At 71.1% G+C, this 19,231-nt stretch carries 15 protein-coding genes and 1 pseudogene; 4 read left to right on the top strand and 12 right to left on the bottom strand.

From position 1 onward, the window contains the following. Positions 1–19: 19 nt before the first annotated feature. Together IEZ19_RS20605 and IEZ19_RS20600 are read right to left on the bottom strand one after the other, a co-directional pair. Positions 20–700 carry a class I SAM-dependent methyltransferase gene (locus IEZ19_RS20605; protein ID WP_189312756.1) on the bottom strand — a complete coding sequence of 227 codons (681 nt, stop codon included), beginning with the start codon at positions 698–700 and terminating at the stop codon, positions 20–22. A gap of 61 nt (positions 701–761) precedes the next feature. Then, positions 762–1,727 carry an acyltransferase domain-containing protein gene (locus IEZ19_RS20600; protein WP_189312705.1) on the bottom strand — a complete coding sequence of 322 codons (966 nt, stop codon included), beginning with the start codon at positions 1,725–1,727 and terminating at the stop codon, positions 762–764. Positions 1,728–1,791: 64 nt separating this feature from the next. Here IEZ19_RS20600 and IEZ19_RS20595 point away from each other — a divergent pair. Beyond that, positions 1,792–2,052: pseudogene (locus IEZ19_RS20595) on the top strand (DUF6343 family protein); the annotation flags it as partial. A gap of 157 nt (positions 2,053–2,209) precedes the next feature. On the opposite strand, the gene IEZ19_RS20590 reads toward IEZ19_RS20595, so the two are convergent. From IEZ19_RS20590 to rpsA, 5 genes are all read right to left on the bottom strand, one after another. After that, positions 2,210–2,590 carry a tetratricopeptide repeat protein gene (locus IEZ19_RS20590; RefSeq protein ID WP_189312703.1) on the bottom strand — a complete coding sequence of 127 codons (381 nt, stop codon included), beginning with the start codon at positions 2,588–2,590 and terminating at the stop codon, positions 2,210–2,212. A 50-nt stretch (positions 2,591–2,640) separates the two neighbouring features. Further along, positions 2,641–3,288 (bottom strand): dephospho-CoA kinase, encoded by a 648-nt coding sequence (gene coaE, locus IEZ19_RS20585; RefSeq protein ID WP_189312702.1) that lies wholly within the window; start codon positions 3,286–3,288, stop codon positions 2,641–2,643. Positions 3,289–3,336: 48 nt separating this feature from the next. Continuing rightward, the gene (locus IEZ19_RS20580) at positions 3,337–4,275 is read right to left on the bottom strand and encodes a PAC2 family protein (protein ID WP_189312701.1); all 939 of its coding nucleotides are present in this window, start codon (positions 4,273–4,275) and stop codon (positions 3,337–3,339) included. Between the two features lie 134 nt (positions 4,276–4,409). Next, positions 4,410–6,026, bottom strand: a complete 1,617-nt coding sequence (locus IEZ19_RS20575) for a flavin monoamine oxidase family protein (protein ID WP_189312700.1) — start codon at positions 6,024–6,026, stop codon at positions 4,410–4,412. Between the two features lie 201 nt (positions 6,027–6,227). After that, a complete protein-coding gene (rpsA, locus tag IEZ19_RS20570) occupies positions 6,228–7,721 on the bottom strand; it encodes a 30S ribosomal protein S1 (RefSeq protein WP_189312699.1) in 1,494 nt (497 codons plus the stop codon). Positions 7,722–8,038: 317 nt separating this feature from the next. On the opposite strand from rpsA, the gene IEZ19_RS20565 reads away from it, so the two are divergent. Together IEZ19_RS20565 and hrpB are read left to right on the top strand one after the other, a co-directional pair. Continuing rightward, positions 8,039–8,902 (top strand): class I SAM-dependent methyltransferase, encoded by an 864-nt coding sequence (locus tag IEZ19_RS20565; RefSeq protein WP_189312698.1) that lies wholly within the window; start codon positions 8,039–8,041, stop codon positions 8,900–8,902. A 93-nt stretch (positions 8,903–8,995) separates the two neighbouring features. Further along, on the top strand, positions 8,996–11,536 hold the full coding sequence (gene hrpB, locus IEZ19_RS20560) for an ATP-dependent helicase HrpB (protein WP_189312697.1): 2,541 nt from the start codon (positions 8,996–8,998) through the stop codon (positions 11,534–11,536). Here the strand turns inward: hrpB and pgfA are convergent. The 3 genes from pgfA to IEZ19_RS20545 all read right to left on the bottom strand — a co-directional run bounded on the left by pgfA (position 11,526) and on the right by IEZ19_RS20545 (position 14,560). Next, positions 11,526–12,515: a cell envelope lipid trafficking protein PgfA gene (pgfA, locus tag IEZ19_RS20555; RefSeq protein WP_189312696.1), complete on the bottom strand. Its 990-nt coding sequence runs from the start codon at positions 12,513–12,515 to the stop codon at positions 11,526–11,528. The genes hrpB and pgfA overlap by 11 nt on opposite strands. Positions 12,516–12,557: 42 nt before the next feature. After that, positions 12,558–12,692: an SPW_0924 family protein gene (locus IEZ19_RS20550; RefSeq protein WP_189312695.1), complete on the bottom strand. Its 135-nt coding sequence runs from the start codon at positions 12,690–12,692 to the stop codon at positions 12,558–12,560. A 167-nt stretch (positions 12,693–12,859) separates the two neighbouring features. Beyond that, positions 12,860–14,560 carry a lytic transglycosylase domain-containing protein gene (locus IEZ19_RS20545; protein ID WP_189312694.1) on the bottom strand — a complete coding sequence of 567 codons (1,701 nt, stop codon included), beginning with the start codon at positions 14,558–14,560 and terminating at the stop codon, positions 12,860–12,862. 307 nt (positions 14,561–14,867) lie between these two features. Here IEZ19_RS20545 and IEZ19_RS20540 point away from each other — a divergent pair, with 307 nt between their 5' ends. Beyond that, entirely contained in the window at positions 14,868–15,719 is an 852-nt protein-coding gene (locus tag IEZ19_RS20540; RefSeq protein WP_189312693.1) for a DUF4184 family protein, read from the top strand. Here IEZ19_RS20540 and IEZ19_RS20535 read toward each other — a convergent pair. Next, positions 15,640–16,050: a hypothetical protein gene (locus tag IEZ19_RS20535; protein ID WP_189312692.1), complete on the bottom strand. Its 411-nt coding sequence runs from the start codon at positions 16,048–16,050 to the stop codon at positions 15,640–15,642. The two genes, IEZ19_RS20540 and IEZ19_RS20535, sit on opposite strands and share 80 nt — an antisense overlap. Before the next feature lie 252 nt (positions 16,051–16,302). Next, a complete protein-coding gene (gene polA / locus IEZ19_RS20530; RefSeq protein WP_189312691.1) occupies positions 16,303–19,029 on the bottom strand; it encodes a DNA polymerase I in 2,727 nt (908 codons plus the stop codon). Positions 19,030–19,231: the final 202 nt, after the last annotated feature.

Here is a 19,231-nt window from a genome sequence, read left to right as displayed (position 1 = left end):
CGCCGCTCGCCCGGACTTCTCAGACCGCCCGTACCGCCCGCACCCACACCCGGTCCGGGGTCAGATACTCGTCCACCTCCAGTCCCGCCTCCGCCAGCGCCTCCTCGAACTGCTCCTTCGTCAGTGGCCTGGCCAGAAACGTCTGCGTCCAGACCGCGTCCGGGAACACATACTCCGCGCGCACCGAGTTCACGCCGTCCCCGACCGGTTCCGCCGACAGCATGCGCAGGGTGTAGCCGCTGGGATCGACTCGCTCGCGCGGCAGGTCGGTGTGGTAGTCCTCCCCCTCCCGTTGGATCAGCACGCTGCCGCCCTCCGCCACGTGCCGGGCGCAGGTCCGCAGCATGCCCCGCCGCACCTCGACGTCCCCGGCGTGCACCAGGAACGACGCGAGCATCACCACGTCGAACGTCTCGCCCAGATCGAGTTCCTCGATCGGGCTGCATATCGTGCGCGCGCCCTGGACCCGCTCCAGCATCTCGGCGGACTCGTCCACCGCCGTGACCGTGAATCCGCGCTCCAGCAGCGGGTGCGTCACCCGTCCCACCCCGCTGCCCAGCTCCAGGATGTGTGCACCGGCCGGCACGGCCGCCGCGATGATCTCCGGCTCGTCCCGCACCGGCAAGCGCGAGTACAGCTCCACCGCGCAGCCGTCCGGTGTGATCGCACCGGGTCCTGTCCCCTCGTACCCCTCACGCATTTCAACCGTCATGCCCGAACAACGGGCCGCCCCCGCACGGCCGTTCCCCCACCACGCCAGTTCACTCGTTCGAGTAATTTCCCGGGGACCGGGAACCTTCAGCGCTCCGGGAACGAACCGGTGCGCAATCCGAAGCCTCCGCGCAGTCCGGCCCGTGCGCACTCTCCACACCCAGCGGAAACCACCCGTGCCCGACATACCAGTGACCGCCGGCCCGCAGATGGTCCCCCACGGCCCGTTCGACGGACGTACGGCGTGGCAGGTCCGCCACCGCCAGCTCCGGATGCCCGAACACGAACTGCACCGGCTCGCTGTCGGCCGGCTCCGTGTCCTCGTGGCCGACCCGGAACCGCTCCTGGAACCGGACGATGTTGGCGTGCGGAGGCAGATACCGCCTCAGCTGCGGGTCGAGCAGCCACGAGTGACACTCCACGGTCTCGTACCGCTCCTCGGGAAAGTGCCGCGCGAAGAACCGCCGCGCCAGCGTCAGCGACCGGTCACAGGCGCCCGGCGTCAGCGGCCCGTGGAAGTCGGGGATGTGCAGGTACAGACAAGCGGTGCGCTCCCTCCGCCGCGCCCGCTCGAACTGCAGCCGGCCCAGCTGGTACAGCTCCCCGCGGAAGTGGTGCACCAGCCAGCGCGGCGCCTGGACCCCGCCCCTGCCGTGCCGTCTGCGGTGCACGGCCATGTTGCGGCCGAGGTCGGCGAGGGTGCGCCGGGAGACGTCGGCCGGGATGCCGCGGGCGCGGTGGTACGCGCGCGCGTGCGGCAGCGCGGCGAGGAAGACGTACGCGGTGAAGTACCCACCGAGCCCGACCGGAGCCTCGGCCGCCCGTTCCGCGAGGCTCGACGGCCCGCCGGGCTCCCCCATGTCCCGGACCAGCTCGTCGACGCACTCCGCCAGGAGTCGCACGGTGCCGGGGTCGCCCGTCACGGTGCGCCGGAGGGCGACGAGTTCGTTGATGTCGTCGTGGGGTACGGAGAGGTCGAGGAGCAGCTCGGGCAGGTCGTCGGCGTCGGGCAGCACAGCACGGTCCCCCTTGGTGAACGGCTTCGTCGAAGAGTACGTTGAATCAGGAGTGGTGATCCCGATGCGTACAGGCAGTGAGCCGTCGACGGCGCGCAGTGCACTGCGGGCCCGGTTGTGGCTGAGCGTGTGGGGGCTGGGCTGGGCGATCTTCGGTATGGCGGCGTTCGCGCTGGTCGGACGCCCGGGCTGGGCGGCCGCCTGCGGGGTGCTCTGGGTGGTGGCCACCATCGACATGACCATGATCCTCAGGCACATCCGGCAGGGCCCGCACTACCAGCCCGGCCGGGACGTCCCGCCGTACGCCCCGCCGGACGGCCGTCCGCCCTACCGTCCCGCGAGGAGCCGTCCGCCGTACCGCTTCCCGCCGCAGCACCGCCACCCGTAGCGGCCGCCTTGTCTGCTGCGCGCGAGCCCGCCCACCCCGGCGCGAGCGCGCGAGCCGCCGCTACCGATCCCGGGCGCCCGTCGGCCATCGAGCGTCAGGAATCGAACCGCGCCGCCTTCAGGTACTCCGGGTTCGGGTCCAGCGCAGCGGCCAGCCGGAAGTGGCGCTTGGCCTGGTCATGACGCCCCTGGCGCTCGTAGGTGCGGCCGAGCGCGAAGTGCGCGAACGCGTTGTCCGGCTCGCGCTCCAGGACGATGGTGAACTCCAGCTCGGCGGGCCGCAGTTGCGCGGACGCGAAGAAGGCACGCGCGCGCAGCAGGCGGGCGGCCGTGTTCTCGGGGTGGGCGGCGATGACTCCGTCGAGCAGCTTCACCGCACCCCGCGGGTCCCGCGCGTTGAGCAGTTGCTCGGCAGCACGGAAGTCGATGACATGCGTCTCCGGCGTACGTCCGCTCGAACCGCTCGTCTCGGGCACGGCGAAATCCTTCCCTCGTAAACCCCATTCAACGCCCTGCCGGAGGCCCGCTATTCCTGAGGCGACTCCTGGGACGATTTCCGGGGCGACTTCTCGGATTCCGCGCATACCCTGCGCACCAGGCCGGCCCACACCTCGTCGACGCGCCGTGCCAGGTCCTCCAGCGGTACGTCGTTGTCGATGACGACGTCCGCGATCTCCCGGCGCTTCTCCCTGGTCGCCTGCGCGGCCATACGCGCGCGTGCGTCCTCCTCGGTCATGCCCCGCAGCCGTACGAGCCGGTCGAGCTGGGTCTCCGGGCTCGCATCGACGACCACCACGAGGTCGTAGAGCCGCGCGAGGCCGTTCTCGGCGAGGAGCGGGACGTCGTGGACCACGACGGAGTCGTCCCCCGCCGCGTTCTCCAGCTCGCGCGAGCGCACGCCCACCAGGGGGTGCACGATCGAGTTCAGGAGGGCCAGCTTCTCGGGGTCGGCGAAGACGATCGAGCCCAGTTTCGGCCGGTCGAGGCTGCCGTCCGGGGCGAGGACCTCTTCGCCGAAGGCCTCGGCCACCGCCGCGAGACCTGGGGTGCCGGGTGCGACGACCTCGCGCGCGATGCGGTCCGCGTCGATCAGGACGGCACCGCGCTCGACGAGCCGCCGCGACACCTCGCTCTTGCCGGCGCCGATCCCACCGGTCAGGCCAACTTTCAGCATGTCCCGAAGCTTAGGCCCCGCCGGTGACGCAGCACCCGTCGGCCGTCGCTAGCTGTCGCCCTCGCGCTCCGCCAGGAAGCGCTCGAACTCGCGGCCGATCTCGTCCGCCGAGGGGATGTCGACCGGATCGGCGAGCATGTTGCCGCGCGTCTCGGCGCCCGCGGCCGCGTCGTACTGGTGCTCGAGGCCCTGGACCAGAGCCGTGAGCTCCTCGTCGCCCTCCTGGATCTGACGGTCGATCTCGGTCTGCGTACGGTGCGCGTCCGTGCGCAGGGAGTGCGCGATGCCGGGAAGGACCAGTCCGGTGGCGGCCGTGATGGCCTCCAGGGCGGTCAGTGCCGCGTCCGGGTACGGGGAGCGGGCGATGTAGTGCGGGACGTGCGCGGCGACGCCCAGGACGTCGTGTCCGGCCTCCATGAGGCGGTACTCCAGAAGCGCCTCGGCGCTGCCGGGCACCTGTGCCTCGTCGAAGGGACTGGTGTGACCCGGGACGAGATCGGTCCGGTTGCCGTGCGGGGTGACGCCCACGGGACGGGTGTGCGGGACGCCCATGGGGATGCCGTGGAAGTTCACGGACAGACGGACGCCGAGCCGCTCCACGATCTGCTGTACGGCGGCGGCGAAGCGCTCCCACTCCACGTCCGGCTCGGGGCCGGACAACAGCAGGAACGGGGCGCCCGTGGCGTCCTGGACGAGCCGCACCTCGATGGTGGGCTCCTCGTACTCCGTCCAGCGGTCGCGCTTGAACGTCAGCAGCGGGCGCCGGGCCCGGTAGTCCACGAGCCGGTCGTGGTCGAAACGGGCCACGACCTGGTGGGGCAGCGAGTCGAGGAGCCGGTCGACGATCTGGTCGCCGGTCTCACCCGCGTCGATGTATCCGTCGAAGTGGTAGAGCATGACAAGTCCGGCCGACTCCTGGGCGAGCGCCATGTCGACGACGGCCAGCCCCTTCGGCTCCCATGCGTACAAACCCTGCGGATCAAGCACTGTGACCGCTCCTCCTCGTGTTCCCCTCGATCAACGCCCCGGGAGACGGGGGCATTCCCGCTCCCCCGGGACCGTCCACGGTCCCGCCCGAGTCGCGCTCGGGCGGGACTGAACCGGTGGGGTCCCACGCGGTGTCAGGAGGCGAGCACGCGCGCGTGGAGCTCCGTGACGATCTTGCGTGCCGAGGTGATCGCCCCGTGCTGCCAGGCGTCCAGGTAGCTCAGGTAGTCACCGGCGAAGTACACATTGCCCTGCGCCGTGTTGAGCGGCGCGTACGCCGGCGCGTCGGGGCCCCCGGGCATCGAGTGCCAGGCGCCCTCGAGGTACGGGGCGAGCTTCCACTGGTGGGAGAACGAAGCGGCCAGTTCGGTGCGGTACTTGTCGCCGTGGATCATGACGCCCTGGGCGACGGCACGCTCCAGCCGTTCGGCCGGGGTGAGCGCCGAGTACACGTCCGAGCGGGCGCCGGTGTTGTAGTAGCCGATGATCAGGCCGCGGTCGCCGAGGTGGCCGTAGGACGGGTACCAGATGTGGTCCAGGTCCAGGTCGGTCTCGGTGATACCGCCGAACGTCTTGAAGTCCTTCTCCCACCAGCGGCTCTTGTACTCGAGGCCGATCTTGGAGGCGTTGGAGGGCTTCACGGCGAGGAGCGCGGTCTGCACCTCGGTGCCGAGGTTGTGCGGGGTCTTCGCGAGGATGTGCGGTGCCAGGGTGGCGATGCAGTAGTCGGCCTCGACCACGCGGGTACGGCCGTCCTGGGTATAGGTGACCTCCACCCCGTCCGTGGTGTTCTTGATGTCGGTCACGGCCGCACCGGTGCGGATCTTCTCGTGCCCGATGGCGCGCGCGAAGGCCTTGGGTATCTGGTCCATGCCGCCGACCGGCTGGACCATCAGCATCGCCTGGTCGTAACCGAATTCGAAGGAGAAGTAGCGGCCCACGTTGGAGGCGAAGACCTCCGACAGCGACGGAACGCCGCCGAGTTCCTCGCCGGGCGTGCCCGCGGCGCCGGGGTCGACGGCGAAGCCTCGGTGCTCGGTGCCTGTGTACTTGTAGTCTGCGCCGAGGGAGCCGTAGCTCTTGAGGAAGGTCAGCAGCCGCTCCTTGTCGTCGGCCGTCAACTCGCCATCGAGAGCACCCGCGTTGGTGGCCTTGGAGAGCAATTCCGAGACATAGCCGTAGACGTCAGCCTTCGCGGTCCGGTACTGGACCGGCTTCGTCATGCCCTTGCCCGGGTTGTAGATGAGCGCGCTGGCATTGGTGTTGGTGAAGACCTCTATCGGTACGCCGAGTTCGCGGCAGTAGTCGAGGGTGACCATCCACTGGGCGAGGCGGCCCGGCCCCGCGTTCATGTACTGGCCCTTGCTGAAGTGGGCCGTCTGGCTGACGCCGTTGATGTCCGTGAGGCGGTCGCCGCCGCGGATGGTGAGGTTTCGGCCACCGACGCGGTCCCGGGCCTCGAGGACCGTACAGTCGTAGCCGGCCTTCCCCAGCTCGTACGCGGAGGTGAGGCCCGCGATGCCGCCTCCGACGACGACCACTCTGGCGGGCTTGCCGCCGCCTCCTTGAAGGGTGAAGTCGCTGCGGCGCGGCGCCTGGAAGGACGCTTCCTTCTCCGCCACGTAGGCGGCCGTGGGCGCGAGGCCGAGGGCCCCCATGGTGGCGAACATGGCTCCGGCGCCACCGGCGACCCCGACGCTGCGCAGGAACGCTCGACGACTCGTTCCCGGCCCGACCTGAGGCTGTGCCATGACTGGGCTCCCCTTTCGATCTTGAACAGGACCGGGGAAGCCTCCCAATGGCCGGTTACGGCCCATGGGTTATTGATGTAACCCGCACGTTTCTACAAGCTCGTGCCCCGAACGGGCGCGGGCCTACAAAAACCAAGGGACCGTACCCGAAAAGGTACGGTCCCTCAGCTACCGACTAAGCCGAAGCTTCAGGGGCGAGCGTCAGCTCTGCCCACCCGCCAGCTTCTCCCGCAGAGCGGCAAGCGCCTCGTCCGAGGCCAGCGCGCCGGAGTTGTCCGGGCCCTCGGAGGAGTACGAACCGCCACCGGACGCGGCCGGAGCCGCAGCCTCGCCACCCTCGGCGGCAGCCGCCGCGTCGGCCTCACGGGACTTGATGACCTGCTGCTGGTGCTGCTCGAAGCGCTGCTGCGCCTCGGCGTACTGGCGCTCCCACTCCTCGCGCTGCTTCTCGTAGCCCTCGAGCCAGTCGTTGGTCTCGGGGTCGAAGCCCTCGGGGTAGATGTAGTTGCCCTGGTCGTCGTAGGACGCGGCCATGCCGTACAGGGTCGGGTCGAACTCGACCGAGGCCGGGTCGGCACCGAAGGCCTCGTTGGCCTGCTTCAGCGAGAGGCTGATGCGACGGCGCTCGAGGTCGATGTCGATGACCTTGACGAAGATCTCGTCGTTGACCTGGACGACCTGCTCCGGGATCTCCACGTGGCGCTCGGCCAGCTCGGAGATGTGGACCAGACCCTCGATGCCCTCGTCCACGCGGACGAACGCACCGAACGGAACCAGCTTCGTGACCTTGCCGGGCACGACCTGGCCGATCTGGTGGGTGCGGGCGAACTGCTGCCACGGGTCTTCCTGGGTCGCCTTCAGCGACAGGGAGACGCGCTCGCGGTCCATGTCGACGTCGAGGACCTCGACGGTGACCTCCTGGCCGACCTCGACGACCTCGGACGGGTGGTCGATGTGCTTCCAGGACAGCTCGGAGACGTGGACCAGACCGTCGACGCCACCCAGGTCCACGAAGGCACCGAAGTTGACGATCGAGGAGACCACACCGGAGCGGACCTGACCCTTCTGCAGGGTCGTGAGGAACGTCTGGCGGACCTCGGACTGGGTCTGCTCCAGCCAGGCACGGCGGGACAGGACCACGTTGTTGCGGTTCTTGTCCAGCTCGATGATCTTGGCCTCGAGCTCCTTGCCCACGTAGGGCTGGAGGTCGCGAACGCGGCGCATCTCGACCAGGGAGGCCGGGAGGAAGCCGCGGAGGCCGATGTCGAGGATGAGACCACCCTTGACGACCTCGATGACGGTACCGGTGACGATGCCGTCCTCTTCCTTGATCTTCTCGATGGTGCCCCAGGCACGCTCGTACTGGGCGCGCTTCTTCGAGAGGATCAGGCGGCCTTCCTTGTCCTCCTTCTGGAGGACCAGGGCCTCGATCTCGTCGCCGACGGCGACGACCTCGTTCGGGTCGACGTCGTGCTTGATCGAGAGCTCGCGGCTCGGAATGACACCTTCGGTCTTGTAACCGATGTCGAGGAGAACCTCGTCCCGGTCAACCTTGACGATGACGCCGTCGACGATGTCACCATCGTTGAAGTACTTGATCGTCTCGTCGATAGCGGCGAGGAAGGCTTCCTCGTTACCGATGTCGTTGACCGCAACCTGCGGGGTGGTGGCGGTGGTCTCGGTGCTGCTCGTCATGTGGGAAAGGGCTCCGGTACGGACATTGAAGTCGTAGGTACTGCTTACGCCGGGAGCCCGTTTCGCTCTGCAGAAGCCGGACAGCCAAGGAAGCGCCCCACCAGTGAACTGATGACGGCGCCTCGACAACCGAGGGGACATACAACAGATGCGAGCGCAGCCTGCTACGTCTGAGGAGCGCAGGCTCGCAGCGCAACTTGTAGCATACGGGGGCAGCCGGACAGGGTCAATGCGCGAAGGCGCACAGCCGGGGCGGATCGCCGCATAACCGGCACAAGAACCGTCCCACCAGGCCACGCAGGCCTGAGGGACCCCTTTTGCGACACTCCCCTGAACGGGTTGCACGGAAGAGTACGACGAGGGAGCCGATCATCCAAGAGCCAGAGCCGTTCGAACCGGAAGCCACCCGGCGTGACGCGGGAGTGACGGAGAGCTCCCGGGCCAACCGGGGCTGGTGGGACCGGAACGCGGACGAGTACCAGATCGAGCACGGCACGTTCCTCGGTGACGACCGCTTCGTATGGGGTCCCGAGGGCCTCGACGAGGTGGAGGCGGAGCTGCTCGGCCCGGCGGAGGAGCTGAAGGGCCGGGACGTCCTGGAGATAGGCGCCGGCGCGGCCCAGTGCGCGCGGTGGCTGGCCGCGCAGGGCGCCCGTCCGGTGGCCCTGGACCTCTCCCATCGCCAGTTGCAGCACGCGCTGCGCATCGGCGGAACGTTCCCGCTCGTCTGCGCCGACGCCGGCGCGCTGCCCTTCGCGGACGGCTCCTTCGACCTGGCGTGTTCGGCGTACGGCGCGCTGCCGTTCGTGGCCGACCCGGTGCTGGTGCTGCGGGAGGTGCGGCGGGTGCTGCGGCCCGGGGGACGTTTCGTCTTCTCGGTGACGCACCCGATCCGCTGGGCGTTCCCGGACGAACCCGGGCCGGAGGGGCTCAGCGTGGCGGCCTCGTACTTCGACCGCACGCCGTACGTCGAGCAGGACGAGGACGGCCGCGCGGTGTACGTCGAGCACCACCGGACCATCGGCGACCGGGTGCGCGACGTGGTGGCGTCGGGCTTCCGGCTGGTCGACCTGGTGGAGCCGGAGTGGCCGGCCTGGAACACCTCGGAGTGGGGCGGCTGGTCGCCGCTGCGCGGCAGCCTGATCCCGGGGACGGCGATCTTCGTGTGCGAGCGGGACTGAGCGACCGGCGCACGCGCGCGTGGAGGCCATGGGGGGCTTTTTCCGGGCACGCGCGCGTGACGGTGGTTTCGGGGGGCGCACGACACTGGGGGCGTGATCCGCTACGACGCCCTGGACGCACTGCCCGTACGTGGTGCCCTGCCTGCCCTGACCGCCGCGCTGGACGAGCACGGCACCGCCGTTCTCGTGGCGCCGCCCGGTACCGGCAAGACGACGCTGGTGCCGCCTGTGCTGGCCGGGCTGCTGGGTGAGGGGCCCGCGCGGCGGGTCGTCGTGGCCGAGCCCCGGCGGATCGCGGCGCGGGCCGCGGCCCGGCGGATGGCGTGGCTGCTGGGCGAGAAGGTCGGGCAGAGCGTCGGCTACACCGTGCGCGGCGAGCGGGTCGTGGGCCGCCACGCGCGCGTGGAGGTCGTCACGACGGGTGTGCTGCTCCAGCGGCTCCAGCGGGACCAGGAGCTGGCCGGCGTCGACGTCGTCGTGCTCGACGAGTGCCATGAGCGGCACCTGGACGCGGACACGACGGCGGCGTTCCTGTGCGACGTGCGCGAGACCCTGCGGCCGGAGCTGCGGCTGGTGGCCGCGTCGGCGACCACGGACGCGGAGGGCTGGGCACGGCTGCTGGGCGGGGCGCCGGTGGTCGAGGCGCGGGGTGCCGCCCACGGGGTCGACGTGGTCTGGGCGCCGCCGGGGCGTCCGGTCCGGCCGGCGCACGGCATGTGGGTCGATCCGGCGCTGCTGGCGCACGTGGCGTCGGTGGTGCGGCGGGCGCTGGCCGAGCGGCCGGGGGACGTGCTGTGTTTCCTACCCGGCGCCGGTGAGATCGCGCGCGTCGCCGGGCAACTGGGGGATACCGGCGATCTCGGCGACGTCGAGGTGCTCCAGGTGCACGGGCGGGCACCGGCCGCGGTGCAGGACGCGGTGCTGGCGCCCGGACGGCGCCGCCGGGTGGTGCTGGCCACCTCCGTCGCGGAGTCGTCGCTGACGGTTCCCGGGGTGCGGGTGGTGGTCGACTCCGGGCTGGCGCGGGAGCCGCGGGTGGACCACGCGCGCGGGCTGAGCGCGCTGACGACGGTACGGGCATCGCGGGCCGCGGGGGCGCAGCGGGCCGGGCGGGCCGGACGTGAGGCGCCGGGGGCGGTGTACCGGTGCTGGTCGGAGGCGGAGGACACGACGCTGCCCCTCTTCCCCGCGCCGGAGATCAAGGTCGCCGACCTGACGGCGTTCGCGCTCCAGGCGGCGTGCTGGGGCGCCCCGGACGCGTCCGGGCTGGCGTTGCTGGATCCACCGCCGGGCGGGGCGATGGCGGCGGCGCGGGGCGTCCTGGCGGCCGTGGGGGCGGTGGACTCCGTCGGGCGGGCCACGTCTCGGGGCGTGCGGCTGTCGCGGTTGGGCTTGCACCCCAGGCTGGGGCGGGCGCTCATCGATGCGGGCTCCTCCGGAAGGGTGGCCGAGGTTGTCGCCCTGCTGAGCGAGGAGGTGCCGCGGGAGTACGGCGATGATCTCGCCGGTGCGTTGCGGGCTGCTCGGCGTGGGGGTGACGCCTATGCCAGGCGGTGGCTTGCGGAAGTTCGGCGACTGCGGGCCGTCTCTGCCGAGTTCTCTCCCCCGCCCGTCCATGACCGAGGGACAGAAGTGGCCGCAGAGCGTGTTTCCCGCCTCGGCGACGACCAGGTCGCCGGGCTCGTCGCCGCCCTCACCTTTCCCGAGCGGGTCGCGAAGCTCGACGGTGGGTCGTATCTCATGGTCTCCGGGACGCGGGCCGAGCTTTCCGACGGGTCGCCGTTGCGCGGGGCCGGCTGGATCGCCGTCGCCGTGGCCGACCGGCCGCTCGGCAAGGGGCACGCGCGCGTGCGGCTCGGTGCCGTGATCGACGAGGGGCTGGCGCGGGTCGCGGCAGGGTCCCTCTACGAGGAGCTGGACGAGGTGCACTGGGCCGACGGGGACGTCGTCGCGCGGCGGGTCGAACGGCTCGGGGCCGTCGAGTTGGCCGTACGCCCGTTGCCGGACGCGGATCCCGGGCTCGTGCGCGACGCCCTGCTCGACGGGCTGCGGCGGGACGGGATCGGCCTGTTGCGGTGGTCGGCGGAGGCGCGCGTGCTGCGGCAGCGGCTGGCCTTCCTGCGGCTGCGGCTCGGCGAGCCCTGGCCGGACGTGTCGGACGAGGCCCTCCACGCGCGCGTGGAGGAGTGGCTGGAACCCGAGCTGGGACGGGCCCGGCGGCGGGCCGATCTGGCGCGGATCGACGCCGGTACGGCGCTCGGCCGTCTGCTGCCCTGGGCGAGCGGGGACGCCGCCCGGCTCGACGAGCTCGCGCCCGAGCGGATCGCCGTACCGAGTGGGTCCAGGATCCGGATCGACTACGCGGATCCGGGGCAGCCCGTTCTCGCCGTCAAGTTGCAGGAGATGTTCGGCCTGCACGAGTCACCCACCGTCGCGGGCGTACCGCTGCTCGTGCATCTCCTCTCTCCCGCCGGACGCCCCGCCGCCGTCACCGCCGACCTCGCCTCCTTCTGGAAGGACGGCTACAAGGGCGTACGGGCGGAGTTGCGCGGGCGGTATCCGAAGCATCCGTGGCCGGAGGATCCGGCGACCGCCGAGCCCACCCGGCACACCAACGCCCGGCTCAGGCGCTGACAGGTTCGGGTTCGGTCAGCTGAGCCGGTGCCGCGTCGCCCGGGCGCCTGCCGCGCGCCTCCAGGTACAGGGAGAGCGACAGCAACAGGGCGCCCAGGATCAGGAAGCTCCAGGGCAGGTACGACGTCATGAGGAGGACCAGCACGCGCTGGGACTCGACGAGGTTCACCGTGTGCTCGATGTAGTCCTCGCGCATCTTCACGTGCCCCACGAACGCCGTCACCTTGTCCCGGCCGCCGAGCAGGGTGCCGCCGCGCAGTTCCTCCTTGTGGATCTCCTCGCCGCAGACGGGCGCACCGGTGCCGGGTTCGACCCAGAACCTGTGGACCGTGTACCAGCGCGTGGTGCCCGTCTTCGCGACCGACTCGGGGGTGATGCCCTGCACTGGCATGGCCTTGGGGAAGGGGACCTTGGTCCAGGGGACGGTCTGTTCGAAGTAGTAGACCGTCACCCCGCGGAACTCCTGGGTGCCCTTGTAGTGGATGGGACTGGTGGTGCGGGCCTGCGCGTCGAAGTACTCGTAGTCCCGCTTCTCGGTCAGGAAGGGCCACTTGAACTCGATGCCGTCGCGGCGTACCGGGGCACCGTCCACCGACTCACCGGTGGCGTGGACGGGCTCCTGGCTGTGCGCGTCGAAGATGTAGCGCTCGGGGATCTCGGAGACCATCCTGCCGTCGGGGCCCTGGACGTAGGAGAGGCCGTCCCAGACGACCACGTCCCTGCTCGCGGTCCGCTCGATCTTCTCCGAGGCTTCCACGTTGCCCTTGAGGGTCTGCACGACGGTGACCTCGGGGACCTTCTTCGACCGCATCGTGCCGTAGTCGAGGAGGGTGGCGTCCTTCGCCTCCAGGACCATGTCCTGGTACTGGTTCGCGGGGATCTTGGCCAGGCGCGGGAAGGCGTACCAGCGCAGCAGCGGGGACAGCGTCGCGAAGAACACGGCGAGGGCGAGCAGGATCAGACCGGCCTTGCGGCGCATCTCGGCCTCCTTCCCGGGCGGACCGGTGGGACGGTCACGGGTTCACGGGTGTGCGGGCACCGTGGTCAGCAGGGGCTTCGGGGACGTGCTGCCCGTCGGCGACCCCAGGGCGGTGACGGTGAGGACCAGGGCGAGCGCGACGGCGAGGCCTGTCGCGGCGGCGATCAGGGCACGCATACGGGGCCTCCCCGGGCGGTCGGAACGGACATCGGGAGCTGATGCACCGTCAGGTCCGGCACCGTAGCAACGGGCGGGCGAGATGAGAACACGTTGCACACACGGACGAGGGCGCCCGCCCGCCGAAGCGGAGGGGCGCCCTGGTGCGAGCGTCGTCCCGGCGGCCGTTACGCCGTCGGGGAGGAACTCGGCGTAGGACTGGCCGAGGTGTCGGGCGCCGCGACCGTCAGCTCGACGGTGAGCGTCGCGCCGCCGGTGGTGGTGATGCGGAGCAGGAAGGTGCCGGTGGTGTCGTCCGCGTACAGCTTCGGCAGCTTCAGCAGACCGTTCGCGTCCGTCACAAGGCCCGTCAGGGTGCGTACGGTTTTGCCGTCGGCGTCCTTGAAGTAGGGGCCCTTGTCGTTCTCGGTCGCGTCGTCCGCCGACTTGATGAGCGTGGCGGTGGCCGCGACCTTGTCCGCGACGGCGCCCTGGTAGGTCGCCTTCACCTCGACCTGGTCGGCGAACTCGCCGCCCGGCGTGCAGGTCAGCGCCGTGTCGCCGGTGCGGGCGAGGGTGTCGGCGGCGCGCGGCGTCACACCGGCGTGGTAGTCGAGGCCCGCGACCGTCGTGCGGCCCACGACGACGGCGTGGACCGTGAAGTCACCGGTCCGCTCGCCCGCCTGGAGCGCGGGTGCGACCGCCACGCCCGTGCTGTCGGTGACGACCGTGGCGACGGTCTCGCCGCCCGTGAAGGTCGTGTCCGTGTCGCCGATGAGCGTGAACCGGATCCGGACCTTGCCGACGGCCTTGTCCGCCGCGGTCTCGGCGCGCGTGCTGATCCGCTCGGCGAACGCGTCGCCCGCCATCGCGGTGAGCGTGGCGGTGCCGGCGTCCGCCAGGTGGTCCACGGTGTCGGTGGGGGTCTGCGGCGTGCTCGACGGGGGCGTGGTGGCGGGCGGCTCGGGGCTCGGCGTGCCCGACGCCGGCGGCGTCTTGCCCGGCTTCGGCGGCTTCGGCGGCGTGGGCGACGGGTCGGGGCTCGCTCCGCGGGGCTCGTCACTGCGGTGACCCGGCAGGGAGCCGGTGCCGTCCGGGATCGAGTGGGTGCCCTTGCGGTAGTACTCCAGCCACGACAGGACCAGGTTCAGATAGTCCTGCGAGTCGTTGTAGCTGAGGATCGCGCTGTGCAGGTCCCCCTCGTCGGACAGGTCCCAGCCGTAGCGGCACAGATAGTGTCCGGCGGCGAGTGCGGCGTCGTAGACGTTGTTGGGGTCCTTCTTGCCGTCGCCGTTGCCGTCGCGGCCGGCCCAGGCCCAGGTGGACGGGATGAACTGCATGGGGCCGACGGCCTGGTCGTACGCGCTGTTGCCGTCGTACGCGCCGTTGTCGGTGTCCTTGATGAGCGCGAAGCCGTTGCCGTCGAGTTCCGGGCCGAGGATCGGGGTGGTCGTGGTGCCGTCGGCGTCGACGCGGCCACCGCTCGCGTGGCCCGACTCCACCTTGCCTATGGCGGCGAGGAGTTGCCAGGGCAGGTTGCATTCCGGCTTGGAGCTGCGCAGCTCAGCCTCGGCCTTCTTGTACGCGTCCAGGACGGTGGCCGGTATGCCCGCCTCGGCGTCGCCCTGGGAGACGGGGGTGCCGATGCCGGTGGACGGGCTGGGATTGGGGCTGTGGAGCGGCGGCAGGTCCGTGTAGTACGGCGAGTTGCCGGTGGCGCTGTCGGCGGGGGCCGAGTCCGGGGACGTGGCGCCGGCGGCGGCCGGTGTGCCGTGGTTGCCGTGGGTCACTCCCGGACCCTGGGACGCGGACAGAGCCGCGACCGCTGCCGCGGCAACGGCCGTCGTCGCCGCCCCCTTGCGCAGTCGCCTGCCGAAATGCGCCGCCATAGAGTGAACCCCTCCCATGGACGCCGTCGCGCCCGTCTCCGTCTGCCTGCCTCGCCCCGTTGTGACGGTCGACCCGCTGTCGCGGTTGCCCCCGTTACGCCTGTCGAGTCATGCGTTCCTGTGTTCGATGGCACCCCGGCGCGCCGACCCAGGCGACCCTACGACAACTTCCTTTGCGTGGGCACCCGTTGACGCCCGGTTTTCACCGATTGGCCATGTCGCGTTGTCATCCCGATCGGTCCCACATACTTGACGAACGCGATGACCAGGTCGCCAACGCGGTCGACAGCCGTTCCAGGGAGCCCTGTTGCCGTTCACTCTCAGCCATGCGGCCGCCGTCCTGCCCGCGGTGCGCGGGGACGGGACCGGCCGGGGGCGGCTGGTGCCCGCGGTACTCGCGGCGGGTTCGTTCTCCCCCGACATGACCTATTACGCGGCGAGTGTCCTGCCGGGCGCGATGGAGTTCGGGACGGTCACGCACTCGTTCGCCGGTGTGTTCACCGTCGATGTGGCGATCGCCTGGGCGCTGGTCGGGCTGTGGCTGCTCGTGCGCGAACCACTGGTGGCGCTGCTGCCGCGCGGGCGGCAGGGGCGGATCGCGGCCCTGACGCGGTGCGGGGCGCCACACGCGCGCGTGCGGGCCGGTGCGGTGGCGTGGTGGTACGTCTCGGCGGCCCTCGGCGCGCTGACGCACGTCGTATGGGACGCGTTCACTCACCTCGACCGATGGGGGATGCGGCTGTTACGGGTCCTGGGCCGGGAGGTGGCGGGCTCGCCGCTGTACTGGTACCTGCAGTACGGCGGCTCGGCGGTGGCCGCCCTCGTCATCGCCGCGTTCGTGGTGTACGCGGTACGGCGGGCACCCGCACGGCTCGCGGGGATGCCGTCGCTGTCGGTACGGGACCGGTGGTGGGCCGGTGCCGTGATCGGTGGCTGCGCGGCGGTGGGGGCCGCGCAGCGGGTGGTGCGCCGGTGGGCGTACTGGGAAGCGACCGCGAAGCCCTGGGAGCTGGTGCCGACGGTGTGCTTCGGTGCGGGCGCGGGGCTGGTGCTGGGGCTGCTGGTGTACGCCGCGGGCGTCAGGGTGTGGCGCCCGGCTCCGGTTTCTGCTCGTCCCGGCCGGGACGAGGCCGCGCGGAGCCGTCCGGTCGCTCGGTGAGGGTCACCGCGAACACGGTGATGGTGCGCTGCGGGCGTGAACGCGGGACCAAGGTGAGGAGCAGCGCGAGATAGCTGCGGCCGAGTTCCGACCAGTGGCGGTAGGCGCGGGCCAGGCCGGGGCGGGTGACGTGGCCGGTGAGTCGGCGGCCGAGGCCGGCCACTGTGGTGCGCACCGTCGTCGCCGGGCCGGTGGGGATGCGGGCGGTGCTTGCGTCGGCCGCGAGGGCCGGGACCAGCGGGGACGACGACAGCGGCGCGGCCGTGGCGGCGTCGGCCGCTGCCGTGGTCCGTGCCGGAGCCGTCCGGTGGTGAAGCATGCGTATACCCATGCCACGCATCCTTGCCCCTCGGGACTGGCGGGGGCGTTTTGGCGGGGGCCATTTGGCTGGCGGCTCCGCCGCTTGGGCAGCGGGGGGGGGCGGCGGACATGGGTCCAGGCCGGTTCGGCACCTCCCCCACCGCCTTGAGGGCGTGGGACCCGGAGACACTCCGGTGGTTGCTCGCGTTGCGGCGGGATTTGGTTGCCGGGGGCAAGAAAATGCGGACGACCGGCGAGCAACCACCCTCGTGACTCACGGGCGTCAGTGGGCCGCCGACTCCCAGTCCGGGCCCACACCGACCGAGACGTCCAGCGGTGCCCTCAGGTGGACCGCGTCGGCCATTTCACGGCGGACGATCTCCTCTGCCGCCTCCCGTTCGCCGGGGGCGATCTCCAGGACGATTTCGTCGTGGACCTGGAGGAGCATCCGGGACCTGAGGTCCGCCTCGCGCAGCGCCCGGTCGACGTTGAGCATCGCGATCTTGACGATGTCGGCCGCCGTGCCCTGGATCGGGGCGTTCAGGGCCATCCGCTCGGCCGCCTCGCGGCGCTGACGGTTGTCGCTGTTGAGGTCGGGCAGATAGCGGCGGCGCCCGAAGAGCGTCGCGGTGTAGCCCGTCGCCCGTGCCTCGTCGACCGCACGGCGCAGATAGTCCCGTACGCCGCCGAACCGCTCGAAGTACGTGTCCATCAGCGCCCGCGCCTCGGCCGCCTCGATGCTCAGCTGCTGGGAGAGGCCGAAGGCCGACAGCCCGTACGCCAGGCCGTACGACATCGCCTTGATCTTGCGCCGCATCTCCGCGTCCACGGCGGAGGGCTCGACGGAGAACACGTGCGAGGCGACCGTGTTGTGCAGGTCCTCGCCCGAGGTGAACGCCTCGATCAGGCCCTCGTCCTCGGACAGGTGGGCCATCACGCGCAGCTCGATCTGGCTGTAGTCGGCGGTCATCAGCGACTCGAAGCCCTCGCCGACGACGAAGCCGCGGCGGATGGCGCGGCCCTCGTCCGTACGGACCGGGATGTTCTGCAGGTTCGGGTCCGTGGAGGAGAGCCGGCCCGTCGCCGCCACCGTCTGGTTGAACGTGGTGTGGATACGGCCGTCCGCCGCGATCGTCTTGATCAGGCCCTCGACCGTGACGCGCAGTTTCGCCTGCTCGCGGTGGCGGAGCATGATGACCGGCAGTTCGTTGTCGGTCTGGGCGGCGAGCCAGGCCAGAGCGTCGGCGTCGGTCGTGTAGCCGGTCTTGGTCTTCTTCGTCTTGGGCAGGTTCAGCTCGCCGAAGAGGACCTCCTGGAGCTGCTTGGGCGAGCCGAGGTTGAACTCGTGCCCGGCTGCCGCGTGCGCCTCCTTCACCGCCTGCTGCACGGCGCCCGTGAACATCTGTTCCATGGCCTCCAGGTGCGCCCGGTCGGCCGCGATGCCATGTCGCTCCATGCGGGCCAGCAGCGCGGAGGTGGGCAGCTCCACGTCCCGGAGCAGGTCCGCCGAGCCGACGTCCTGCAGGCGGCCCTCGAAGGCCTCTCCCAGGTCGAGGATCGCCCTCGCCTGGATCATCAGGGCCTCGGCCTCGGCGCCGTCGTCCGCACCGAACGCCAGCTGGCCGTCCGCCGCCGCCGCGGGGGCCAGCTCGCGGTGCAGGTACTCCAGCGACAGCGCGTCCAGGTCGAAGGAGCGGCGGCCCGGCTTGACCAGGTAGGCGGCGAGCGCCGTGTCCATGGCGACGCCCTCGATGCTCCAGCCGTGCTCGGCGAAGACCCGCATGGCGCCCTTGGCGTTGTGGAACACCTTCGGCCTGGCCGCGTCGGCGAGCCAGGTCGCGAACGCGTTCTCGTCGGTCTCGTCCAGCTCGGACGGGTCGAACCAGGCGGCGGCCCCGTCGGGCGCGGCGAGTGCGACCTCGGCGACCGAGCCGGTGCCGAGCCCCCACGTGTCGACGGTGGCGACGCCCAGCACCTCGGCGCCGTGCTCGGCGAGCCAGGGGGCCAGCTCGCCCGTGCCGAGCACGCTGGCGTCCAGCTCCACGCCGTCCGTCGCGACCGGGGTGGTCTCGGCCTCCTCGGCGCCGGGGTCGACGGCGAAGAGCCGCTCGCGCAGGGACGGGTTGCGGATCTCCAGGGTGTCGAGGACCATCGCGACGGTCTTGCGGTCGTACGCCGCCCGCTCCAGGTCGGCGACCGTCTTCGGCAGCTCAACCTGGCGCTCCAGCTCGGTGAGCCGGCGGTTGAGCTTGACGGCCTCCAGGTGCTCGCGGAGGTTCTGCCCGGCCTTGCCCTTGACCTCGTCGACACGTTCGACCAGCTCCGCGAACGACCCGAACTGGTTGATCCACTTCGCGGCGGTCTTCTCGCCGACGCCGGGGATGCCGGGGAGGTTGTCGGACGGGTCACCGCGCAGTGCCGCGAAGTCGGGGTACTGGGCGGGCGTCAAGCCGTACTTCTCGAGAACCTTCTCCGGGGTGAACCGGGTCAGCTCGGAGACGCCCTTCGTCGGGTAGAGCACCGTGGTGTTCTCGGTGACCAGCTGGAAGGAGTCGCGGTCACCGGTGACGATCAGCACCTCGAAGCCCTCGGCCTCGGCCCGGGTGGCGAGGGTGGCGATGATGTCGTCCGCCTCGAAGCCCTCGACCGCGAAGCGCTGCGCGTGCATGGCGTCGAGCAGCTCGCCGATCAGCTCGACCTGGCCCTTGAACTCGTCCGGGGTCTTGGAGCGGTTCGCCTTGTACTCGGTGAACTCCTCGGAGCGCCACGTCTTGCGGGAGACGTCGAAGGCCACCGCGAAGTGCGTGGGCGCTTCGTCGCGCAGCGTGTTGGCCAGCATCGACGCGAAGCCGTAGATCGCGTTCGTCGGCTGGCCCGTCGCGGTCGTGAAGTTCTCCGCGGGCAGCGCGAAGAACGCGCGGTAGGCCAGCGAGTGCCCGTCCATGAGCATCAGCCGGGGACGGGCCCCTCCGGGGGTCTTGTCGGTCTTCTTCGCTGCTGTTTCTGCCACGTCCCCGATCCTGCCACGCGGCACTGACAGCGTGTGCCGCTCGTCTCCGGCAGCGTGTGCCGCTCGTCTCCGGCGGATCGGCGGCTTCGGTGAGGTACGGGCGGTTCGAGGGGGCGGCGGTCGGTTCGGCACCTCCCCCGCTGCCTGCGGGCGGGCGGGCGGGGAGCAGGTGAACGGAGATCCACAGGCGGCTTCGAGGGTT

Source organism: Streptomyces brasiliensis (genome assembly GCF_014647875.1).
Lineage (GTDB): Bacteria > Actinomycetota > Actinomycetes > Streptomycetales > Streptomycetaceae > Streptomyces > Streptomyces brasiliensis.
The sequence above is the reverse complement of the archived record's forward strand: the minus strand, read 5'-3'. Positions and strand labels throughout refer to the sequence as shown.